This is a genomic window from Pseudomonas sp. NPDC090755, assembly GCF_044769005.1.
Lineage (GTDB): Bacteria > Pseudomonadota > Gammaproteobacteria > Pseudomonadales > Pseudomonadaceae > Aquipseudomonas.
This window is the reverse complement of record NZ_JBIVXC010000005.1, coordinates 62,589-81,212: the sequence shown is the minus strand read 5'-3', so window position 1 is coordinate 81,212 and position 18,624 is coordinate 62,589. Positions and strand designations below refer to the sequence as shown.

Annotated in this window: 16 protein-coding genes; 14 read left to right on the top strand and 2 right to left on the bottom strand. The window is 64.1% G+C overall.

Annotation, left to right across the window (positions count from 1 at the left end):
• The first annotated feature begins 154 nt into the window (after positions 1-154).
• Positions 155-2,191, top strand: coding sequence for an FAD-dependent oxidoreductase (locus ACIQUS_RS10130; protein ID WP_403046266.1), 2,037 nt, complete (start codon positions 155-157; stop codon positions 2,189-2,191).
• Between the two features lie 72 nt (positions 2,192-2,263).
• Positions 2,264-3,160: a 1-aminocyclopropane-1-carboxylate deaminase/D-cysteine desulfhydrase gene (locus ACIQUS_RS10125; protein ID WP_403046263.1), complete on the top strand. Its 897-nt coding sequence runs from the start codon at positions 2,264-2,266 to the stop codon at positions 3,158-3,160.
• Here ACIQUS_RS10125 and ACIQUS_RS10120 read toward each other — a convergent pair.
• The gene (locus tag ACIQUS_RS10120; RefSeq protein WP_403046260.1) at positions 3,157-3,705 is read right to left on the bottom strand and encodes a cytochrome b; all 549 of its coding nucleotides are present in this window, start codon (positions 3,703-3,705) and stop codon (positions 3,157-3,159) included. The genes ACIQUS_RS10125 and ACIQUS_RS10120 overlap by 4 nt on opposite strands.
• Before the next feature lie 169 nt (positions 3,706-3,874).
• Here ACIQUS_RS10120 and ACIQUS_RS10115 point away from each other — a divergent pair, with 169 nt between their 5' ends.
• The gene (locus ACIQUS_RS10115; RefSeq protein WP_403046258.1) at positions 3,875-5,161 is read left to right on the top strand and encodes an arsenic transporter; all 1,287 of its coding nucleotides are present in this window, start codon (positions 3,875-3,877) and stop codon (positions 5,159-5,161) included.
• 112 nt (positions 5,162-5,273) lie between these two features.
• Here ACIQUS_RS10115 and ACIQUS_RS10110 read toward each other — a convergent pair whose 3' ends face one another.
• Entirely contained in the window at positions 5,274-6,218 is a 945-nt protein-coding gene (locus ACIQUS_RS10110; protein WP_403046255.1) for a DUF1853 family protein, read from the bottom strand.
• Between the two features lie 136 nt (positions 6,219-6,354).
• Here ACIQUS_RS10110 and ACIQUS_RS10105 point away from each other — a divergent pair, with 136 nt between their 5' ends.
• From ACIQUS_RS10105 to ACIQUS_RS10055, 11 genes are all read left to right on the top strand, one after another.
• Positions 6,355-7,245 (top strand): NAD(+) kinase, encoded by an 891-nt coding sequence (locus tag ACIQUS_RS10105; RefSeq protein ID WP_285861815.1) that lies wholly within the window; start codon positions 6,355-6,357, stop codon positions 7,243-7,245.
• Positions 7,245-8,216, top strand: a complete 972-nt coding sequence (locus ACIQUS_RS10100; RefSeq protein WP_403046251.1) for a metallophosphoesterase — start codon at positions 7,245-7,247, stop codon at positions 8,214-8,216. Before ACIQUS_RS10105 ends, ACIQUS_RS10100 begins: the two co-directional genes overlap by 1 nt.
• Positions 8,213-9,085, top strand: a complete 873-nt coding sequence (locus ACIQUS_RS10095; protein ID WP_403046248.1) for a rhomboid family intramembrane serine protease — start codon at positions 8,213-8,215, stop codon at positions 9,083-9,085. Before ACIQUS_RS10100 ends, ACIQUS_RS10095 begins: the two co-directional genes overlap by 4 nt.
• A gap of 14 nt (positions 9,086-9,099) precedes the next feature.
• Positions 9,100-9,360, top strand: a complete 261-nt coding sequence (locus ACIQUS_RS10090) for a YeaC family protein (RefSeq protein WP_285861818.1) — start codon at positions 9,100-9,102, stop codon at positions 9,358-9,360.
• Entirely contained in the window at positions 9,357-10,187 is an 831-nt protein-coding gene (locus ACIQUS_RS10085; RefSeq protein WP_403046245.1) for a DUF2797 domain-containing protein, read from the top strand. Before ACIQUS_RS10090 ends, ACIQUS_RS10085 begins: the two co-directional genes overlap by 4 nt.
• Positions 10,188-10,201: 14 nt before the next feature.
• On the top strand, positions 10,202-12,859 hold the full coding sequence (pepN, locus tag ACIQUS_RS10080) for an aminopeptidase N (protein ID WP_403046243.1): 2,658 nt from the start codon (positions 10,202-10,204) through the stop codon (positions 12,857-12,859).
• Positions 12,860-13,115: 256 nt separating this feature from the next.
• Complete coding sequence (locus ACIQUS_RS10075; RefSeq protein ID WP_403046792.1) at positions 13,116-14,147, top strand: WD40/YVTN/BNR-like repeat-containing protein; 1,032 nt, start codon at positions 13,116-13,118, stop codon at positions 14,145-14,147.
• Positions 14,148-14,167: 20 nt separating this feature from the next.
• On the top strand, positions 14,168-16,552 hold the full coding sequence (locus ACIQUS_RS10070; protein ID WP_403046790.1) for an RND family transporter: 2,385 nt from the start codon (positions 14,168-14,170) through the stop codon (positions 16,550-16,552).
• 115 nt (positions 16,553-16,667) lie between these two features.
• Positions 16,668-16,958, top strand: coding sequence for a DUF5629 family protein (locus tag ACIQUS_RS10065; RefSeq protein ID WP_403046240.1), 291 nt, complete (start codon positions 16,668-16,670; stop codon positions 16,956-16,958).
• Positions 16,924-18,063: a lactonase family protein gene (locus ACIQUS_RS10060; protein ID WP_403046237.1), complete on the top strand. Its 1,140-nt coding sequence runs from the start codon at positions 16,924-16,926 to the stop codon at positions 18,061-18,063. Before ACIQUS_RS10065 ends, ACIQUS_RS10060 begins: the two co-directional genes overlap by 35 nt.
• Positions 18,064-18,187: 124 nt before the next feature.
• Entirely contained in the window at positions 18,188-18,367 is a 180-nt protein-coding gene (locus ACIQUS_RS10055; protein WP_403046234.1) for a hypothetical protein, read from the top strand.
• The last annotated feature ends 257 nt before the right edge of the window (positions 18,368-18,624 follow it).

Below are 18,624 nucleotides of genomic sequence, written 5' to 3'. Positions count from 1 at the left end.
GCACAGTGCTGAGCAGTAGGGTCATTAAGTTGTAAGTTTCGGTCATTGAGCGTTCGGGGCGGGCTCTTTAATGTCGGTCACAGATAACCGACGGGGCCCGCTTCCCTCTGCGAGGCACCCGCATCCCGTGATTACGCCTGTTGTGGAGTTCACTATGGCCGCCGCTCACTACCCGCACCTGCTCGCCCCGCTGGACCTGGGCTTCACCACTCTGCGCAACCGCAGCCTGATGGGCTCGATGCACACCGGCCTTGAAGAAAAGCCCGGTGGATTCGAGCGCATGGCCGCCTATTTCGCCGAGCGTGCCCGTGGCGGCGTTGGCCTGATGGTTACCGGCGGCATTGCGCCGAACGACGAGGGTGGGGTGTATTCCGGTGCGGCCAAGCTGTGCACCGACGAAGAAGCCGACAAGCACCGCATCGTCACCCGCGCCGTGCATGAGGCCGGCGGCAAGATCTGCATGCAGATCCTCCATGCCGGTCGTTACGCCTACAGCCCGCGCCAGGTCGCGCCAAGCGCCATCCAGGCGCCGATCAACCCGTTCAAGCCACGCGAGCTGGACGAGGCGGGTATCGAGAAACAGATCCAGGATTTCGTCACCTGCTCGACGCTTGCACAAAGCGCCGGCTACGACGGCGTCGAGATCATGGGGTCGGAAGGCTACTTCATCAACCAGTTCCTCGCCGCCCACACCAACCAGCGTACCGACCGCTGGGGGGGCAGCTACGAGAACCGCATGCGCCTGGCGGTGGAAATCGTGCGCCGGGTGCGTGAGGCCGTGGGGCCGAATTTCATCATTATCTTCCGCCTGTCGATGCTCGACCTGGTCGAAGGCGGCAGCAACTGGGAAGAGATCGTGCAGCTGGCCAAGGCCATCGAGCAGGCCGGCGCGACCCTGATCAACACCGGCATCGGCTGGCATGAAGCACGAATCCCGACCATCGCCACCAAGGTGCCGCGGGCGGCTTTCGCCAAGGTCACGGCCAAACTGCGTGGCGCGGTGCAGATCCCGCTGATCACCACCAACCGCATCAACACCCCGGAAGTGGCCGAGCAGATCCTTGCTGAAGGCGATGCCGACATGGTCTCCATGGCGCGGCCTTTCCTGGCCGACCCGGACTTCGTCAACAAGGCCGCTGCCGGGCGTGGCGACGAGATCAACACCTGCATCGGCTGCAACCAGGCCTGCCTGGACCACACCTTCGGCGGCAAGCTGACCAGTTGCCTGGTCAACCCGCGCGCCTGCCATGAAACCGAGCTCAACTACCTGCCGGTCACCCAGGTCAAGCAGATTGCTGTGGTCGGCGCAGGCCCTGCCGGGCTGGCCGCGGCCACCGTGGCGGCCGAGCGCGGCCACCAGGTGACGCTGTTCGATGCCGCCAGCGAGATCGGTGGCCAGTTCAACGTCGCCAAGCGTGTACCGGGCAAGGAGGAGTTCTATGAGACCCTGCGCTACTTCAAGCGCAAACTGCAGACCACCGGTGTCGAGCTGTGCCTGAACACCCGTGTCGACGTCGAGCGACTGGCGGCGGGCGGCTACGACGAGATCATCCTGGCCACCGGCATCGCCCCGCGTCTGCCGGCGATTCCGGGGGTCGAGCACGACAAGGTGCTGAGCTACCTGGACGTGCTGCTCGAGCGCAAGCCAGTGGGCCAGAAGGTGGCGGTGATCGGTGCCGGTGGCATCGGTTTCGACGTTTCCGAGTACCTGGTGCATCAAGGCAAGGCCACCAGCCAGGATCGCGAGGCGTTCTGGAAGGAGTGGGGCATCGACACTGCCCTTGAGGCCCGTGGTGGCGTGGCCGGGATCAAGGCCGAACCCCATGCACCGGCCCGCCAGGTGTTCCTGTTGCAGCGCAAGAAGTCCAAGGTCGGCGACGGCCTGGGCAAGACCACCGGCTGGATTCACCGCACGGGGCTGAAGAACAAGCAGGTGCAGATGCTCAACAGCGTCGAGTACCTGGGCATCGATGACACCGGCCTGCACATCCGCATCGGCGAGGGCGAGCCGCAACTGCTGGCTGTGGATAACGTGGTGATCTGCGCCGGCCAGGACCCGCTGCGTGAGCTGCACGAAGGCCTGCAGGCAGCCGGTCAGTCGGTGCACCTGATCGGCGGTGCCGATGTGGCCGCCGAACTGGATGCCAAGCGCGCGATCAACCAGGGTTCGCGCCTGGCGGCCGAGCTCTGATGCACAGGCGCGGCGGGGTGCCGACCCCGCTGCGCTGTTAGACTGCTGCTCCCCTGTAGCAGTGATGCGTCAATGACCGGCTTCGATTCCCTTCCCGTGGCACCCCTGCAACCGCTGACGTTGAACTGGCTGCGTCCGTTCGGCGTTGAGCTGGCGGTGCTGCGCCTGGACCTGATCGACCCGCTGATCAGCGGCAACAAATGGTTCAAGCTGCTGGAGCACCTGCGCCTGGCACAGGACGCCGGTGCGCCCGGCGTCATTAGTCTGGGCGGCGCCCATTCCAATCACCTGCATGCCCTGGCTGCGGCCGGCAAGCGCTTCGGCTTCGCCACGGCAGGGCTGCTGCGCGGCCATGTCCAGGACACCCCGACGGTGCGCGACCTGCAGGCATTCGGCATGCAGTTGCACTGGCTGGGTTACGGCGGTTACCGGGCGCGTCATCAGCCCGGTTTCTGGCAACCCTGGCAGGCCCTGTATCCGGGTTGGCACTGCGTGCCTGAAGGGGGCGGCGGTCCGTTGGGTGCCAAGGGCTGTGCCCTGATCGTCGAGCAGGCCAGGGCCCAGCTGGCGACGCTGGGCTGGGCGGACTACGACGGTTGGTGGCTGGCTGCCGGCACCGGTACCACCCTGGCGGGGTTGGTGCTGGCGGAGGAGGGGGACCATCCGGTTCATGGCGCACTGGCGGTGCCACCGGATCATGGCGTATCAGGCGAGGTCCAGGCGCTGGCCGGGCCGGATGACTATTGCTTGTACGATGCCAGCCGTGGAGGCTTTGCCAGGGTCGATGAACCCTTGCTGGCCTTCATGCAGGCGTGCGAACGCGAGTCGGGACTGCCGCTGGAGCCGGTGTACACCGGCAAGGCCCTGCTGGTGTTGCGTGAGCAGGTCGAGGCTGGCGCCTTCGCCCCCGGCACACGGCTGATCTTCCTGCACAGCGGCGGCCTGCAGGGCCGCCGCGGTTTTGCCTAGTTACCGCGTGGCAGCATGCGCAGCAGGGTGTTATCGCGCTGCACATAGTGGTGGTAGAGGCCGGCCAGGGCATGCAGGCCGATCAGCCAGTAACCCCAGCTGCCGATGCGTTCGTGCCAGCCCTTGATCGACTTGGCCAGGTCCGGGTCCGGTGCAAGCAGCGCCGGCAGCTCGAAGCCATAGAAGGGGATTGGCTTGTTCGCGGCGCTAAGAATCAACCAACCGGCCAGTGGCAGGCCGATCATCAGCAGGTACAGGGCCAGGTGCATCAGGTGCGCAAGGCCGGTCTGCCAGGCCGGCGGGGCCGGGACGATCGGTGGAGCGGGGCGGACCAGGCGCACGGCCAGGCGCAGCCACACCAGCACGAACACGGTCAGGCCGAGCATGAAGTGCAGGTCTTTCATCAGGTTGCGTTCGGCGCTGTCCTTGGGGAACAGGCCACGCAGTTCGATCAGGGCGTAGACCGCCGCCAGCAGCACCAGCATCAGCCAGTGCAGGGTGATCGACAGGCCGTTGTAGCGGGCCTGAGGGGTATTCAGGGTCATGGTCAATCCTCGTCATCAGGTCGAAGTCCACGCTCTTCGCGGCGTAGTGATTTCACTGTAATCGCTGGACAGACGACTACCCGACAATTGAAACAGAATTTCATTACCCCGGTATTGATCTGTCGCTAGAATCCGCCGTTTCCCACCTCTGTATGCAAGGCTGCGCTCCATGCTGATGGCGTCATTGATTTTCCTCCTGACCATTACCCTGGTGATCTGGCAGCCCCGCGGCCTGGGCGTTGGCTGGAGTGCTACGGGCGGGGCGTTGCTGGCGCTGCTCACCGGCGTGGTGCAGTGGAGCGACATTCCGGTGGTCTGGCAGATCATCTGGAATGCCACCGGCACCTTCATTGCCCTGATCATCATCAGCCTGTTGCTCGATGCCGCCGGCTTCTTCGCCTGGGCGGCGTTGCATGTGGCGCGCTGGGGGCGTGGCAGCGGGCGGCGGCTGTTCTGCTATATCGTGCTGCTCGGGGCGCTGGTGTCGGCGCTGTTCGCCAACGATGGCGCGGCGCTGATCCTCACGCCGATCGTGGTGGCCATGCTCCTGGCCCTGCGTTTCAGCCCGGCGGCGACCCTGGCCTTCGTGATGGCCGCAGGCTTCATCGCCGACACCGCAAGCCTGCCGCTGGTGGTCTCGAACCTGGTCAACATCGTCTCGGCGGACTTCTTTGGTATCGGCTTCAACCGCTATGCCGCGGTGATGATGCCGGTGAACCTGGTCAGCGTGGCGGCGACCCTGGTGGTGTTGCTGTGGTATTTCCGTCGCGACATTCCGGCCGATTACGACCCGCTGCAACTGGATCGTCCGCGCAGCGTGGTGCAGGATCCGGCCACCTTCGTCGCCGGCTGGCTGGTACTGGTGATCCTGTTGATCGGCTGCTTTGCCCTGGAGCCGCTGGGTATCCCCATCAGCGCGATCTCGGCGGTGTGCGCGGCGGTGCTGCTGGCCGTGGCGGCGCGCGGGCACCGGATTTCCACGCGCAAGGTGCTCAAGGAAGCGCCCTGGCATATCGTGGTGTTCTCCCTGGGGATGTACCTGGTGGTCTATGGCCTGCGCAATGCCGGGATGACCGACTACCTGGCCGGCTGGCTCGACGATTTCGCCGGCGGTGGCGTCTGGGGCGCGGCCATGGGCACCGGGCTGCTGGCGGCGCTGCTGTCGTCGATCATGAACAACCTGCCGACGGTGCTGGTCGGCGCCCTGTCGATCGATGCCAGCGCGGCCAGCGGCGTGGTCAAGGAGGCGATGATCTACGCCAACGTGATCGGCAGCGACCTGGGACCGAAAATCACCCCGATCGGCAGCCTGGCCACCTTGTTGTGGCTGCATGTGCTGGAGCGCAAGGGCGTGAAGATCGGCTGGGGGTATTACTTCAAGGTCGGGATCGTGCTGACCGTGCCGGTGTTGCTGCTGACCCTGGCCGCCCTGGCGTTGCGCCTGACCCTGGTTTGATGGAGGGCCCATCGCAGGCTTCGCCAAGCTCCCACAGTTGGTCTTTGCCAGCGCTGACCTTGTGGGAAGCTGGCGTAGCCTGCGATCGCCTGCGCAGCAGGCGTAAAGCCGGTCACCCCGGCAAATTCGGCCAGGCATCGGACACCAGGAACACCCGCTGCACTTCTTCCCAGTCCCCATCCGCGCCTTCTACCAGGCGTACCAACAATTGCGCCGGTGCCAGCGGGTCCAGCATCTGCAGCCAGCACTCCAGGCGTTCCGACGTCCAGCGCTCGTCCCCGCTACACCGCGCCGGCGCCAGCCAGGCCTGGCGCGGCAACGGCTGCCAGTCGCCGTCCGGGCGCTGTTCGACAAACGCCGGCCAGTCGCGCCGGTGCAGCCACTGTCCACGCAAATGCTGCGGATGCGCACCATCCGGCGAGTCGGCATGCCCAGGCCAGGGGTAGAACAGGTAGCCGGCCAGCCACAACTGGGCGCTGAATTGCTCGATCTCCAGCGCCGCCAACGCCTCGCGGCTTTCGGCCCGCGCCGAGATCGGCAACTGGTGATCGCGCAGGTGCGCCAGCTTGCGGTCCAGGCGGTCATGGCAACCCGGGCCCAGCCAGTGCGCCGGGTCCTTGCCATCACCACCCGGTGGCCCCAGGTAGAGCTTGATCGCCAGTTCCTGGTGGTGCACGCCGTCGGCGTCGCGCAGGAGGATATCCAGCTCGCCCAGGGTATGCCCGGCGTTGCGGATCGGCAGGTTGGCCGCCAGCAGGGTCACGCCGGGGGCGTGCTGCAGGGTGAACTGCCATAGCCGTTCGTAGTACAGGCCCAGGCGCCGGGTCGTGGCCTGGGCCAGCCAGTCCAGCAAGGCACTGCTGTCGCGGTCCAGGGCCAGTAGCCACCGGCGCAGGCGCCCGGGGTCGGCCACCCAGTCGCTGGCCGCCAGCGGGTGACGCTGGGGCCAGGGCGTCTGGCTCAGCATCGGCGGGGCGAGGATGACCCAGGCCAGGTCACGCACCGGAGGCTGGCGCAACTGGCGGGGCAGGTCGGTCAGGCCGGGAAAAGGGTTCATCCCGCGAGCATAGCGCTTAAGCCCGGGGCCCTGGCGATTTTCTCCGGCGTTTGCCGCTGCACGGCGCTTTCGCCCATAATCGAACTCTTTGGCGAGCCTCGCCTTTTTACCCGCCGCAGCGCCTAGCAGGAGCCCCATGGAGCAATTTCGCAATATCGGTATTATCGGTCGCCTCGGCAGCTCCCAGGTGCTCGATACCATTCGCCGACTGAAAAAATTCCTGCTGGAACGGCATCTGCACGTGATCCTCGAGGACACCATCGCCGAAGTGCTGCCCGGCCACGGCCTGCAGACCTCGTCGCGCAAGCTGCTGGGCGAGGTCTGCGACCTGGTCATCGTCGTCGGCGGTGACGGCAGCCTGCTGGGTGCCGCCCGCGCCCTGGCCCGGCACAACATTCCGGTGCTGGGTATCAACCGCGGCAGCCTGGGCTTTCTCACCGACATCCGTCCCGACGAGCTGGAGGTGAAGGTCGCCGAGGTGCTCGATGGCCACTACCTGGTAGAGAACCGCTTCCTGCTCCAGGCCGAAGTGCGCCGCCATGCCGAAGCCATCGGCCAGGGCGATGCGCTCAACGACGTGGTGCTGCACCCGGGCAAATCGACGCGGATGATCGAATTCGAGATCTACATCGATGGCCAGTTCGTCTGCAGCCAGAAGGCCGACGGCCTGATCGTCGCCACCCCGACCGGCTCGACCGCCTATGCGCTGTCGGCAGGCGGGCCGATCATGCACCCCAAGCTCGACGCCATCGTCATCGTGCCGATGTATCCGCACACCCTGTCCGGGCGGCCGATCGTGGTCGACGGCAACAGCGAGCTGAAGATCGTGGTGTCCAAGGACCTGCAGATCTACCCGCAGATTTCCTGTGATGGCCAGAACCATTTCACCTGCGCCCCCGGCGACACCATCACGGTGAACAAGAAACCGCAGAAACTGCGCCTGATCCATCCGCTGGACCACAATTACTACGAGGTCTGCCGGACCAAACTCGGCTGGGGCAGCCGTCTGGGTGGTGGAGGCGACTGATGCTCGATCCGGCCCGCAGTTACGACCTGATCGGTGACGTGCATGGCTGTGCACTGACCCTCGAACGCCTGCTCGATGCCCTCGGCTACAAGCGTCAGGGCGGTGTCTGGCGCCATGCCCAGCGCCAGGCGCTGTTCCTTGGCGACATCATCGACCGTGGCCCACGGATCCGCGAGGCCCTGCATATCGTCCATGACATGGTCGAGGCGGGGCAGGCCTACTGCATCATGGGCAACCACGAATACAACGCCCTGGGCTGGAATACCCCGGCATTGCCCGAGAGCGGCAAGCAGTTCGTGCGCGAGCACACCCCGCGCCACGGGCGCCTGATCTACGAAACCCTGACCCAGTTCGAGCAGCATCCCCATGACTGGCATGACTTCCTCGAATGGTTCTACGAACTGCCGTTGTTCATCGACGCCGGGCGTTTCCGCGTGGTGCATGCCTGCTGGGATCCGCGACTGATCGAGCCGTTGCGCCTGCAGCACCCCGACGGCCGCATCGATGAGCATTTCGTCCAGGCCTCGGCGGTGTCCGACAGCTTCGCCGCAACGGTCTGCAACCGCCTGCTGCGCGGTACCGACATGCGCCTGCCCGACGGCCTGACCCTGACCGGTGGCGACGGCCTGACCCGGGCGTTTTTCCGTACCAAGTTCTGGGAGGAAGACCCGCAGACCTACGGTGACATCGTCTTCCAGCCCGATGCCTTGCCGGAGAAGGTCGCCAGCACGCCACTCAGCCACAGCCAGAAGAACGCCTTGCTGCGTTACGGCGAGGATGAGCCAATGCTGTTCGTCGGCCATTACTGGCGCAGCGGCAAGCCGGCGCCGATCCGTTCCAACCTGGCCTGCCTGGACTACAGTGCGGTGCTGTACGGCAAGCTGGTCGCTTACCGACTCGATAATGAAACCCGTATCGACCCGCGCAAGTTCGTCTGGGTCGATGTGGAACGGCCGGAGGCCAGCCAATGAGCGCTGTCGTTGTCTTGCGCATGCCCTTGAACACCGATCTCAGCGGCTTTGTCGGCCTGCTGCGGCGCCTGCAGGTGCCGCACCGGGTCAGCGAGGAGGGCGGTGACCAGGTGCTTTGGGTGGCGGAGAGCCTCGCCGAGGACGTCCGCCAGCTGTACCAGCGTTTTCCCGAAGGCGACGCCGACTTCCAGCTACCGGCCGACACCACGCTGGCGCCGCCGGCACGCCCGGGCCTGGGCGAGCAAATGCGCGCCAGCAAGGTCACGACCGCGGTCTTGCTGCTGTGCCTGATCGTCGCCGGGCTGACCGGCCTTGGCGACAATTTCGCCACCCTGAGCTGGCTGACCTTCCTCGATTTTCGCGTACAGGGTGAATACCTGTACTTCACGCCCCTGGCCCACAGCCTGGGCGAGGGCCAGTGGTGGCGGTTGTTCACCCCCATGCTGGTGCACTTCGGCATCCTCCACCTGGCCATGAACGCCCTGTGGTACTGGGAGCTGGGCCGACGCATCGAACTGCGCCAGGGCGCCTGGCCGCTGCTGGGCCTGACCCTGCTGTTCAGCCTGGTGTCCAACGCCGCGCAGTACCTGTTCGGCGGGCCGAGCCTGTTCGGCGGCCTGTCGGGCGTGCTGTACGGTCTGCTCGGGCATGTCTGGCTGTACCAGTGGCTGGCGCCGAACCCGGTGTACCGCATGCCGCGCGGGGTGCTGGTAATGATGCTGGTCTGGCTGCTGCTGTGCCTGTCCGGACTGGTCAGCCTGCTGGGCTTCGGCCAGATCGCCAACGCCGCCCATGTCGGCGGGTTGTTGGTCGGTTGCCTCAGCGGGCTCTTGGGCGGGGCGCTGGCCCGGCGTAAACTGACGGCTTGATTTTGGGAGACGCTATGTCCACTTTTGCGCAAATGATCGAAAACATCACCCCGGAAATCTACCAGAGCCTGAAACTGGCGGTGGAACTGGGCAAATGGGCGGACGGGCGCAAGCTCACCACCGAGCAGAAGGAGCTGTCGCTGCAGGCGGTGATCGCCTGGGAAATGCAGAACCTGCCCGAAGACCAACGCACCGGCTACATGGGGCCGCAGGAATGCGCCTCGAAGTCGGCACCGGTAGCGAACATCCTGTTCAAGTCGGATGCGATCCATTGATCGAACTCGGCCGCGGCTCCATCAGTAAAATGTCGGCGCGTCTTGACGCGCCTGTGGTGCAGTACGCTTTTCGCCTGGGCGAGCAGGAAGTGCCGGTCAATCCGCTGATCGGCAAGACCCTGCGCCTGGAATACCTCGGCGCCATCCACTGCATCCATTGTGGACGCAAGACCAAGACCAGCTTCAGCCAGGGCTACTGCTACCCGTGCATGACCAAGCTGGCCCAGTGCGATGCCTGCATCATGGCCCCGGAAAAATGCCACTACGACCAGGGCACCTGCCGTGAGCCAGCCTGGGGCGAGCAGTTCTGCATGACCGATCATGTGGTCTACCTGGCCAACTCCTCGGGCATCAAGGTCGGCATCACCCGCGCCAGCCAGCTGCCCACCCGCTGGCTCGACCAGGGCGCCAGCCAGGCATTGCCGATCGTGCGGGTCGCCACCCGCCAGCAGTCCGGGCTGGTCGAAGACCTGTTCCGCAGCCAGGTGGCCGATCGCACCAACTGGCGCGCGCTGCTCAAGGGCGACGCCGAGGCGGTCGACCTGGTGGCGGTGCGCGAGCAGCTGTTCGACAGCTGCGCCGAGGGCTTCGCGGCCTTGCAGGCGCGCTTCGGCCTGCAGGCCGTGCAACCGATGACCGATGCCCAGGTGCTGGAAATCCGCTACCCGGTCCAGGCCTACCCGAGCAAGATCGTCAGCTTCAACCTGGACAAGAACCCCGTGGCTGAAGGCACGCTACTGGGAATCAAGGGCCAGTACCTGATTTTCGACACCGGTGTGATCAACATTCGCAAGTACACGGCGTACCAGCTCGCCGTGCATCAGTAAAAAAGGACCGCCACATGCGTACCGAACAGCCGCAAGTGATCTACCTCAAGGACTATCAGGCCCCCGAGTACCTGATCGACGAGACGCACCTGACCTTCGAACTGTTCGAGGACCATAGCCTGGTCCACGCCCAGCTGGTCATGCGCCGCAACCCGGCCCGTGGTCCGGGCCTGCCGCCGCTGGTGCTCGACGGCCAGCAGCTGGAGCTGCAGAGCGTGGCCCTGGACGACCAGCCCCTGGGCGCCGGCGACTACCAGCTTGATGACAGCCACCTGACCCTGCAACCCAAGGCCGCGACCTTCACCCTCGACACCAGCGTGAAGATCCACCCTGAAAGCAACACGGCGCTGGAAGGCCTGTACAAGTCCGGCGGCATGTTCTGTACCCAGTGCGAGGCCGAGGGTTTTCGCAAGATCACCTATTACCTCGATCGCCCGGATGTGATGAGCACGTTCACCACAACGGTGATCGCCGAGCAGCATCGCTACCCGGTACTGCTGTCCAACGGCAACCCGATCGGTAGCGGCCCGCAGGACGACGGCCGGCACTGGGCGACCTGGGAAGACCCGTTCATGAAGCCGGCCTACCTGTTCGCCCTGGTAGCCGGTGACCTGTGGTGCGTCGAAGACACCTTCACCCGCCAGTCGGGCCGTGACGTGACCCTGCGCATCTATGTCGAGCCGGAAAACATCGACAAGTGCCAGCACGCCATGACCAGCCTGAAGAAGTCCATGCGCTGGGACGAAGAGGTCTACGGTCGCGAGTACGACCTGGACATCTTCATGATCGTCGCGGTCAACGACTTCAACATGGGCGCCATGGAAAACAAGGGCCTGAACATCTTCAACTCCAGTTGCGTGCTGGCCCGTGCCGAAACCGCCACCGATGCCGCGCACCAGCGGGTCGAGGCGGTGGTCGCCCACGAGTACTTCCACAACTGGTCGGGCAACCGCGTGACCTGCCGCGACTGGTTCCAGCTGTCGCTCAAGGAAGGCTTCACGGTGTTCCGCGACTCGGAATTCAGCGCCGACATGAACTCGCGTACGGTCAAGCGCATCGAGGACGTAGCCTACCTGCGCACCCACCAGTTCGCCGAAGATGCCGGCCCCATGGCCCACGCCGTGCGCCCGGACAGCTTCATCGAGATTTCCAACTTCTACACCCTGACCGTCTACGAGAAGGGCTCGGAAGTGGTGCGCATGGTCCGCACCCTGTTGGGGGCCGAGGGCTTTCGCAAGGGCAGCGACCTGTACTTCGAGCGTCACGACGGCCAGGCGGTGACCTGCGACGATTTCATCAAGGCCATGGAAGATGCCAACGGCGTCGACCTGAGCCAGTTCAAGCGCTGGTACAGCCAAGCCGGTACCCCGCGCCTGGCGGTCAGCGAGCACTATGACAGCGCCGCGAAGACCTACAGCCTGACCTTCCGCCAGAGCTACCCGGCGACCCCCGACAAGGTCGAGAAAAAGCCTTTTGTGATCCCGGTGGAGCTGGGCCTGCTCGACGCCCAGGGCAACGACATCGCCCTGCGTCTGCAAGGCGAAGCGACAGCGGCCGGCACCTCGCGGGTGCTGTCGGTGACCGAGGCCGAGCAGACCTTCACCTTCGTCGACATCGCGGCAAAACCGCTGCCGTCCCTGCTGCGCGGCTTCAGCGCGCCGGTCAAGCTGAGCTTCCCCTATGACCGCGACCAGCTGATGTTCCTCATGCAGCATGACAGCGATGGCTTCAACCGCTGGGAAGCGGGGCAGCAGCTGTCGGTGCAGGTGCTGCAGGAACTGATCGGCCAGCATCAGCGTGGCGAGGCGCTCCAACTCGACCAGCGCCTGATCACCGCCCTGGGCACTGTGCTGGGCAACGACGCGCTGGACCCGGCCATGGTCGCCGAGATGCTGTCGCTGCCGGGTGAGGCCTACCTCACCGAGATCAGCGAAGTCGCCGACGTGGACGCCATCCATGCTGCCCGCGAGTTTGCCCGCCAGCAGATCGCCGACCAGCTGTTCGATGCGCTGCTGGCCCGTTACACGGCCAACCGCGAGGTCTCGCGCACGACCGCCTACGTGGCCGAAGCCGAGCACTTCGCCCGCCGCAGCCTGCAGAACATTGCCCTGTCGTACCTGATGCAGAGCGGCAAGCCGCAGGTGCTGGAAGCCACCCTGGAGCAGTTCGACGCCTGCGACAACATGACCGAGCGCCTGACCGCGCTGGCCGTGCTGGTCAACTCGCCGTTCGAGGCCGAGCGGGCCAAGGCGCTGGACACCTTCGCCGAGCACTTCAAGGACAACCCGCTGGTCATGGACCAGTGGTTCAGCGTGCAGGCGGCCAGCACCCTGCCGGGTGGTCTGGCACGTGTCAAGGCACTGATGCAGCATCCGGCGTTCACCCTGAAGAATCCGAACAAGGTCCGTGCCCTGATCGGTGCCTTCGCCGGGCAGAACCTGGTCAACTTCCATGCGGCCGATGGCTCCGGCTATCGCTTCCTGGCGGACCTGGTGATCGAGCTCAACGCCCTCAACCCGCAGATCGCCTCGCGCCAGCTGGCGCCACTGACCCGCTGGCGCAAGTACGACAGTGCCCGCCAGGCGCTGATGAAGGGCGAGCTGGAACGCATCCTCGCGTCCGGTGCGCTGTCCAGCGATGTGTATGAAGTCGTGAGCAAGAGCCTGGCCTGATGGCCTCATCGCCGGCGTTGCCGGCTCCCACAACGGATCACCTGTGGGAGCCGGCAACGCCGGCGATTGCTTTACCCCCCGCCAAATTTCCCGCTTAACAAAAGATAACGTCCCGTTCGTTGTCAGCCCTCAACCAACCCCGATAGGATGGCTCTCAGCGTTTGCGGGGCTCTGGAACACGGTTTTTCGCAGTACCTGCAAATAGATTGACCCAAATAACAAAAAACCGGGGGACAGATCTATGACCGTGCCTTATATGGCAGGTACCGGCGGCGCCGCGCGCGCGCGCCCATGGGCATTGGCCACCAGCGGCTTGCTGGTGCTGGCAATGGGGCTGTGGGCCAACACGATCGAGGCGGCCAGCGCCGAGACCCAGGTCTACTCCACCGAATCGGCCAAGGCCGAAAAGAGCCTGTTGCTGGACGTGACCCACGCCGGCAAACGCCTGGTCGCCGTCGGCGATCGCGGCCATATCCTTTTCTCAGATGACCAGGGTCAGACCTGGACCCAGGCCAAGGTGCCGACCCGGCAACTGCTGACGGCGGTGTATTTCGTCGATGACAAGCAGGGCTGGGCCGTCGGCCACGACGCGCAGATCCTCGCCAGCAGCGACGGTGGCGTGACCTGGAGCAAACAGTTCGAAGACCTCCAGCGCGAAGCGCCGCTGCTCGATGTCTGGTTCAAGGACACGCAGCAGGGCTTTGCCGTGGGCGCCTATGGCGCTCTGCTGGAAACCACCGACGGTGGAAAGAACTGGACCGATGTCAGCGACCGCCTGGACAACGAAGACCAGTTCCACCTCAACAGCATCGCTGCCATCAAGGACGCCGGCCTGTTCATCGTCGGCGAGCAGGGCAGCATGTTCCGCTCCAGCGACGACGGCCAGAGCTGGGAGAAGCTCGAAGGCCCTTACCAGGGCTCGCTGTTCGGCGTGATCGGCACCGCCCAGCCGCGCACGCTGCTGGCCTATGGACTGCGCGGAAATCTCTACCGCTCCCCGGATTTTGGCGACACCTGGCAACAGATCGAATTGAAAGCCGCGCGCGGTGCCCTCGAATTTGGCCTGGCAAGCGCTACGCTTCTCGATGATGGCAGCCTGGTATTGGTGGGTAACGGTGGCAGCGTCCTGCGCAGCAGCGACGACGGCCAGACGTTCAGTGTCTTCAACCGATCCGACCGTATCGCCCTGGCGGGTGTCAGCGGGCAGGACAAAGGAGGGCTGGTCCTGGTCGGCCAGGGCGGCATCCACCTGGCAACGGCCCAAGGCGCCGAAGGAGTGCAGCCATGAGCCAGCAGGAGCAGTTCAGCATGAATCAGCAGCAGCACCACCATCAGGACAAGGCGACGCTGCTCGAGCGCCTGATTTTCAATAACCGCCCGGTGGTGATCCTCATCTGCCTGCTGGTCAGTGTGTTCCTGTTCTGGCAGGCCACGCAGATCCGTCCTTCGACCAGCTTCGAGAAAATGATCCCGCTCGAGCACCCCTTCATCGAGAAGATGCTCGAACACCGCAATGACCTGGCCAACCTCGGCAACACCGTGCGCATTTCGGTGGAAGCCACCGATGGCGACATCTTCAGCAAGGCGTACATGGAGACCCTGCGTCAGGTCCACGACGAGGTGTTCTACATTCCCGGTGTCGACCGCTCGGGCCTGAAGTCGCTGTGGAGCCCCAGCGTGCGCTGGACCGAGGTGACCGAAGAAGGTTTCGCCGGTGGCGAGGTGATCCCCAATACCTATGACGGCTCCGCCGACAGCCTCGACCAGTTGCGCAACAACGTGCTCAAGTCGGGGCAGGTCGGGCGCCTGGTGGCCAACAACTTCAAATCGAGCATCATCGACGTGCCGCTGCTGGAGTCCTACCCGGACCCGCAGGACCAGGGCAAGCTGATCAAGCTCGACTACCAGCAGTTCTCGCACCAGCTGGAAGAGAAGATCCGCGAAAAGTTCCAGGCCCAGAACCCCAATGTGAAGGTGCACATCGTCGGCTTCGCCAAGAAGGTCGGCGACCTGATCGACGGCCTGATCATGGTGGCGATGTTCTTCGGTATCGCCTTGGTGATCACCTGGATCCTGCTGTACTGGTTCACCTGGTGTATCCGCAGCACCATCGCCGTACTGATCACCACCCTGGTGGCGGTGGTCTGGCAACTGGGGCTGATGCATGCAGTGGGCTTCGGGCTTGATCCGTACTCGATGCTGGTGCCGTTCCTGATTTTCGCCATCGGTATTTCCCATGGCGTGCAGAAGATCAACGGTATCGCCTTGCAATCGAGCGACGCCGACAACGCCCTGACTGCGGCGCGGCGTACCTTCCGTCAGCTGTTCCTGCCAGGGATGATCGCCATCCTCGCCGATGCCGTGGGCTTTATCACCCTGCTGATCATCGACATCGGCGTGATCCGCGAGCTGGCCATCGGTGCGTCCATCGGTGTGGCGGTGATCGTGTTCACCAACCTGATCCTGCTGCCGGTGGCGATTTCCTATGTCGGCATCAGCAAGAAGGCCATCGAGCGCAGCAAGAAGGATGCAACCCGCGAGCATCCGTTCTGGCGCCTGCTGTCCAACTTCGCCAGCGCCAAGGTGGCACCGGTGTCCATCGTCCTGGCCTTGCTGGCCTTCGGCGGCGGCCTCTGGTACAGCCAGAACCTGAAGATCGGCGACCTCGATCAGGGCGCGCCGGAGCTGCGTCCGGACTCGCGCTACAACCAGGACAACAGCTTCATCATCAACAACTACTCGACCAGTTCCGACGTGCTGGTGGTGATGGTCAAGACCCCGAGCGAGCAGTGCTCGGTCCACTCGACCATGGCGCCGATCGACGAGTTGATGTGGAAGATGGAGAATACCCCGGGCGTGCAGTCGGCGATTTCCCTGGTCACTGTGTCCAAGCAGATGATCAAGGGCATGAACGAAGGCAACCTGAAATGGGAAAGCCTGTCGCGCAACCCGGATGTACTCAACAGCTCGATCGCCCGTGCCGATGGCCTGTACAACGCCGACTGCTCGCTGGCGCCGGTGCTGGTCTTCCTCAACGACCACAAGGCCGAGACCCTCGATCGTGCGGTCAAGGCGGTTCAGGAGTTTGCCGACACCCACAACAAGGAAGGCCTGGAGTTCCTCCTGGCGGCGGGTAACGCCGGTATCGAGGCGGCCACCAACGAAGTGATCAAGTCGGCCGAGCTGACCATCCTGATCCTGGTGTACATCTGCGTGGCGGTGATGTGCATGATCACCTTCCGCTCCTTTGCCGCGACCCTGTGTATCGTCCTGCCGCTGGTGCTGACCTCGGTGCTGGGCAACGCCCTGATGGCCTTCATGGGCATCGGCGTCAAGGTGGCGACACTGCCGGTGGTGGCGTTGGGCGTGGGCATCGGCGTGGATTACGGTATCTACATCTACAGCCGCCTGGAAAGCTTCCTGCGTGCCGGCCTGCCGTTGCAGGAGGCCTACTACCAGACGCTCAAGTCCACCGGCAAGGCGGTGCTGTTCACCGGCCTGTGCCTGGCCATCGGCGTGTGCACCTGGATCTTCTCGGCGATCAAGTTCCAGGCCGACATGGGCCTGATGCTGACCTTCATGCTGCTGTGGAACATGTTCGGGGCCCTGTGGCTGCTGCCGGCACTGGCGCGGTTCCTGATCAAACCGGAGAAGATGGTGGGCAAGGAGGGTGGTTCGATCTTCGCTCACTGATCGATCGCGTCGTTTGTATCGCGGGGCAAGCCCGCTCCTACAGGCTCTGTAGGAGCGGGCTTGCCCCGCGAAGCTTTCAGGTATCATGTTTCCTTTACCTGACGATTCCCACGCAATGACAACCCTTTCCCAAGCCCTGCAGTTCTGCGACATGCTCCTGGTCGATGGCCTGCACGCCTTCGACTTCATCTTCGACGACACCGGCCTGTACATCGAGTCCATGGATGGCCGGACCCTGAAGAAGTGGTCCTTCACCCCCGATCAGATCGCCGCCGCCCGAGCCGAGGGCGAGGACTGGTTGATCGCTGCCGACAGCGGCGAGCATCGACTAGTCTGTATGAGTGCATTTCGCGCCCCAGACGAGGATGACGATGAAGCGCCAACTGACGAGTCTGCTGATCGCTAGTGCCATGAGTGTGTTTGCCACCGCCCACGGCGCGCAATTGCTGGTGGGCAGCTACACCGATGGCGCCAGCGAAGGGCTCTATCGTTACGCGTTCAACAGCGACAGCGGCCAGATCCAGGTCACCCCGTTGCAGGTGCTCAAGAGCGAAAACCCGTCCTGGTTGACCCTGTCGGTGGACCAGCGCCAGCTATTCGCAGTCAACGAGAACGGTGCGGGCAAGGGCCAGGCCAGTAGCTTTGCCATCAGCGCCAAGGACGGTACGCTCAAGCCGCTCAATCAGGTCGCCACCGCCGGCGATGAGCCGACCCATGCCAGCCTCAGCCATGACCAGCGCTACCTGTTCGTCGCCAACTATGGCGTGCAGCCGCAGCCAGGTGGCAGCCTGAGCGTGCTGCCGGTGGACAAGTTCGGCAAATTGCAGGCCTCGGTGCAACAGGACCGGCACACCGCCAGCGGCGTCAACCCGCAACGCCAGGCCGGTCCTCACGTGCATTCGGTGGTGTCTTCACCCGATGGGCATTATGTCTTCGCCAGCGACTTGGGTGCCGACAAGGTATTCGTCTATCGCTACGACGGTGCCAGCCCCAAACACCCGTTGAGCCCGGCACAACCCCCGTCCGTTGACCTGCCACCGGGCAGCGGGCCGCGCCACCTGGTGTTCAGCAGCGATGGCAAGCAGGCCTACCTGACCCTGGAAATGAGCGCGCAGGTGGTCGTCTTCGCGCACGAGGACGGCAAACTGAGCGAACGCCAGCGCTTGCCGCTGACCGAGCAGAACGATGCGGCGGCCAAGGCGGCTGGGGCCTTGCACCTGTCTGCCGATGGGCGTTTCCTGTATGTCAGCAACCGCGGCACCGCCAACGAGGTCCTGGTGTTTGCCGTGGACGATGACAGCGGCAAGCTGATGAAGGTGCAGCAGCGCAGCGTCGAGGGCGATCACCCGCGGGAGTTCACCATCGATCCGTCCGGCAAGTTCCTGCTGGTGGCCAATCAGAAGAGCAACGAGATCGTGGTGATCCGTCGTGATCCACGCAGCGGCATGCTCGGTGAGACCGTACAGAAGCTGCCTCAGGATGCGCCATCGGATTTGAAGTTCATCGACTGACCATCATCAATAGCCGTGATAATGGCTACTGCTGCAATGAATTTCTGTGCGCCGCAACGGCGGCGTAAGTTTGGACCACGGCCGACAACGGCCACTTCAAACCACAGACTTCGAGGTCAGCGCCATGAACTTCAATCTCTTCCCGGTCATCGCCGCTTCTGCCATTTCTGCTTCGGTTGTCCTGCCTGCCCACGCTCAGGTTGAAACCAGCGAGCGCAAATCCTCTACCCTGAGCTACACCCAGAAATACCTGCAACAGAGTGCCAACTTCTATGCCGCGCTGGACCACAAGTCGCAGCGCTGAAAATGCTGGTAATAGCATATCGCCATGTGATTGAATTTGACGCTAATTTTTTGACTCTTCTCGATCAGGGGATCAAGCATGGCCTGGCGTCTCATGGCGGTACTGCTGTTTCTTTATTCGTCGCCGATCCTGGCGCTGTGATATGTACTTGCTATGACTGCATGACTGTGGGAGCTGGCGAAGCCTGCGATCGAATGCGCAGCATTCGCCAGTCCTAGGCTGTCAGTGCCGGCCTCATCGCTGGCTTCGCCAGCTCC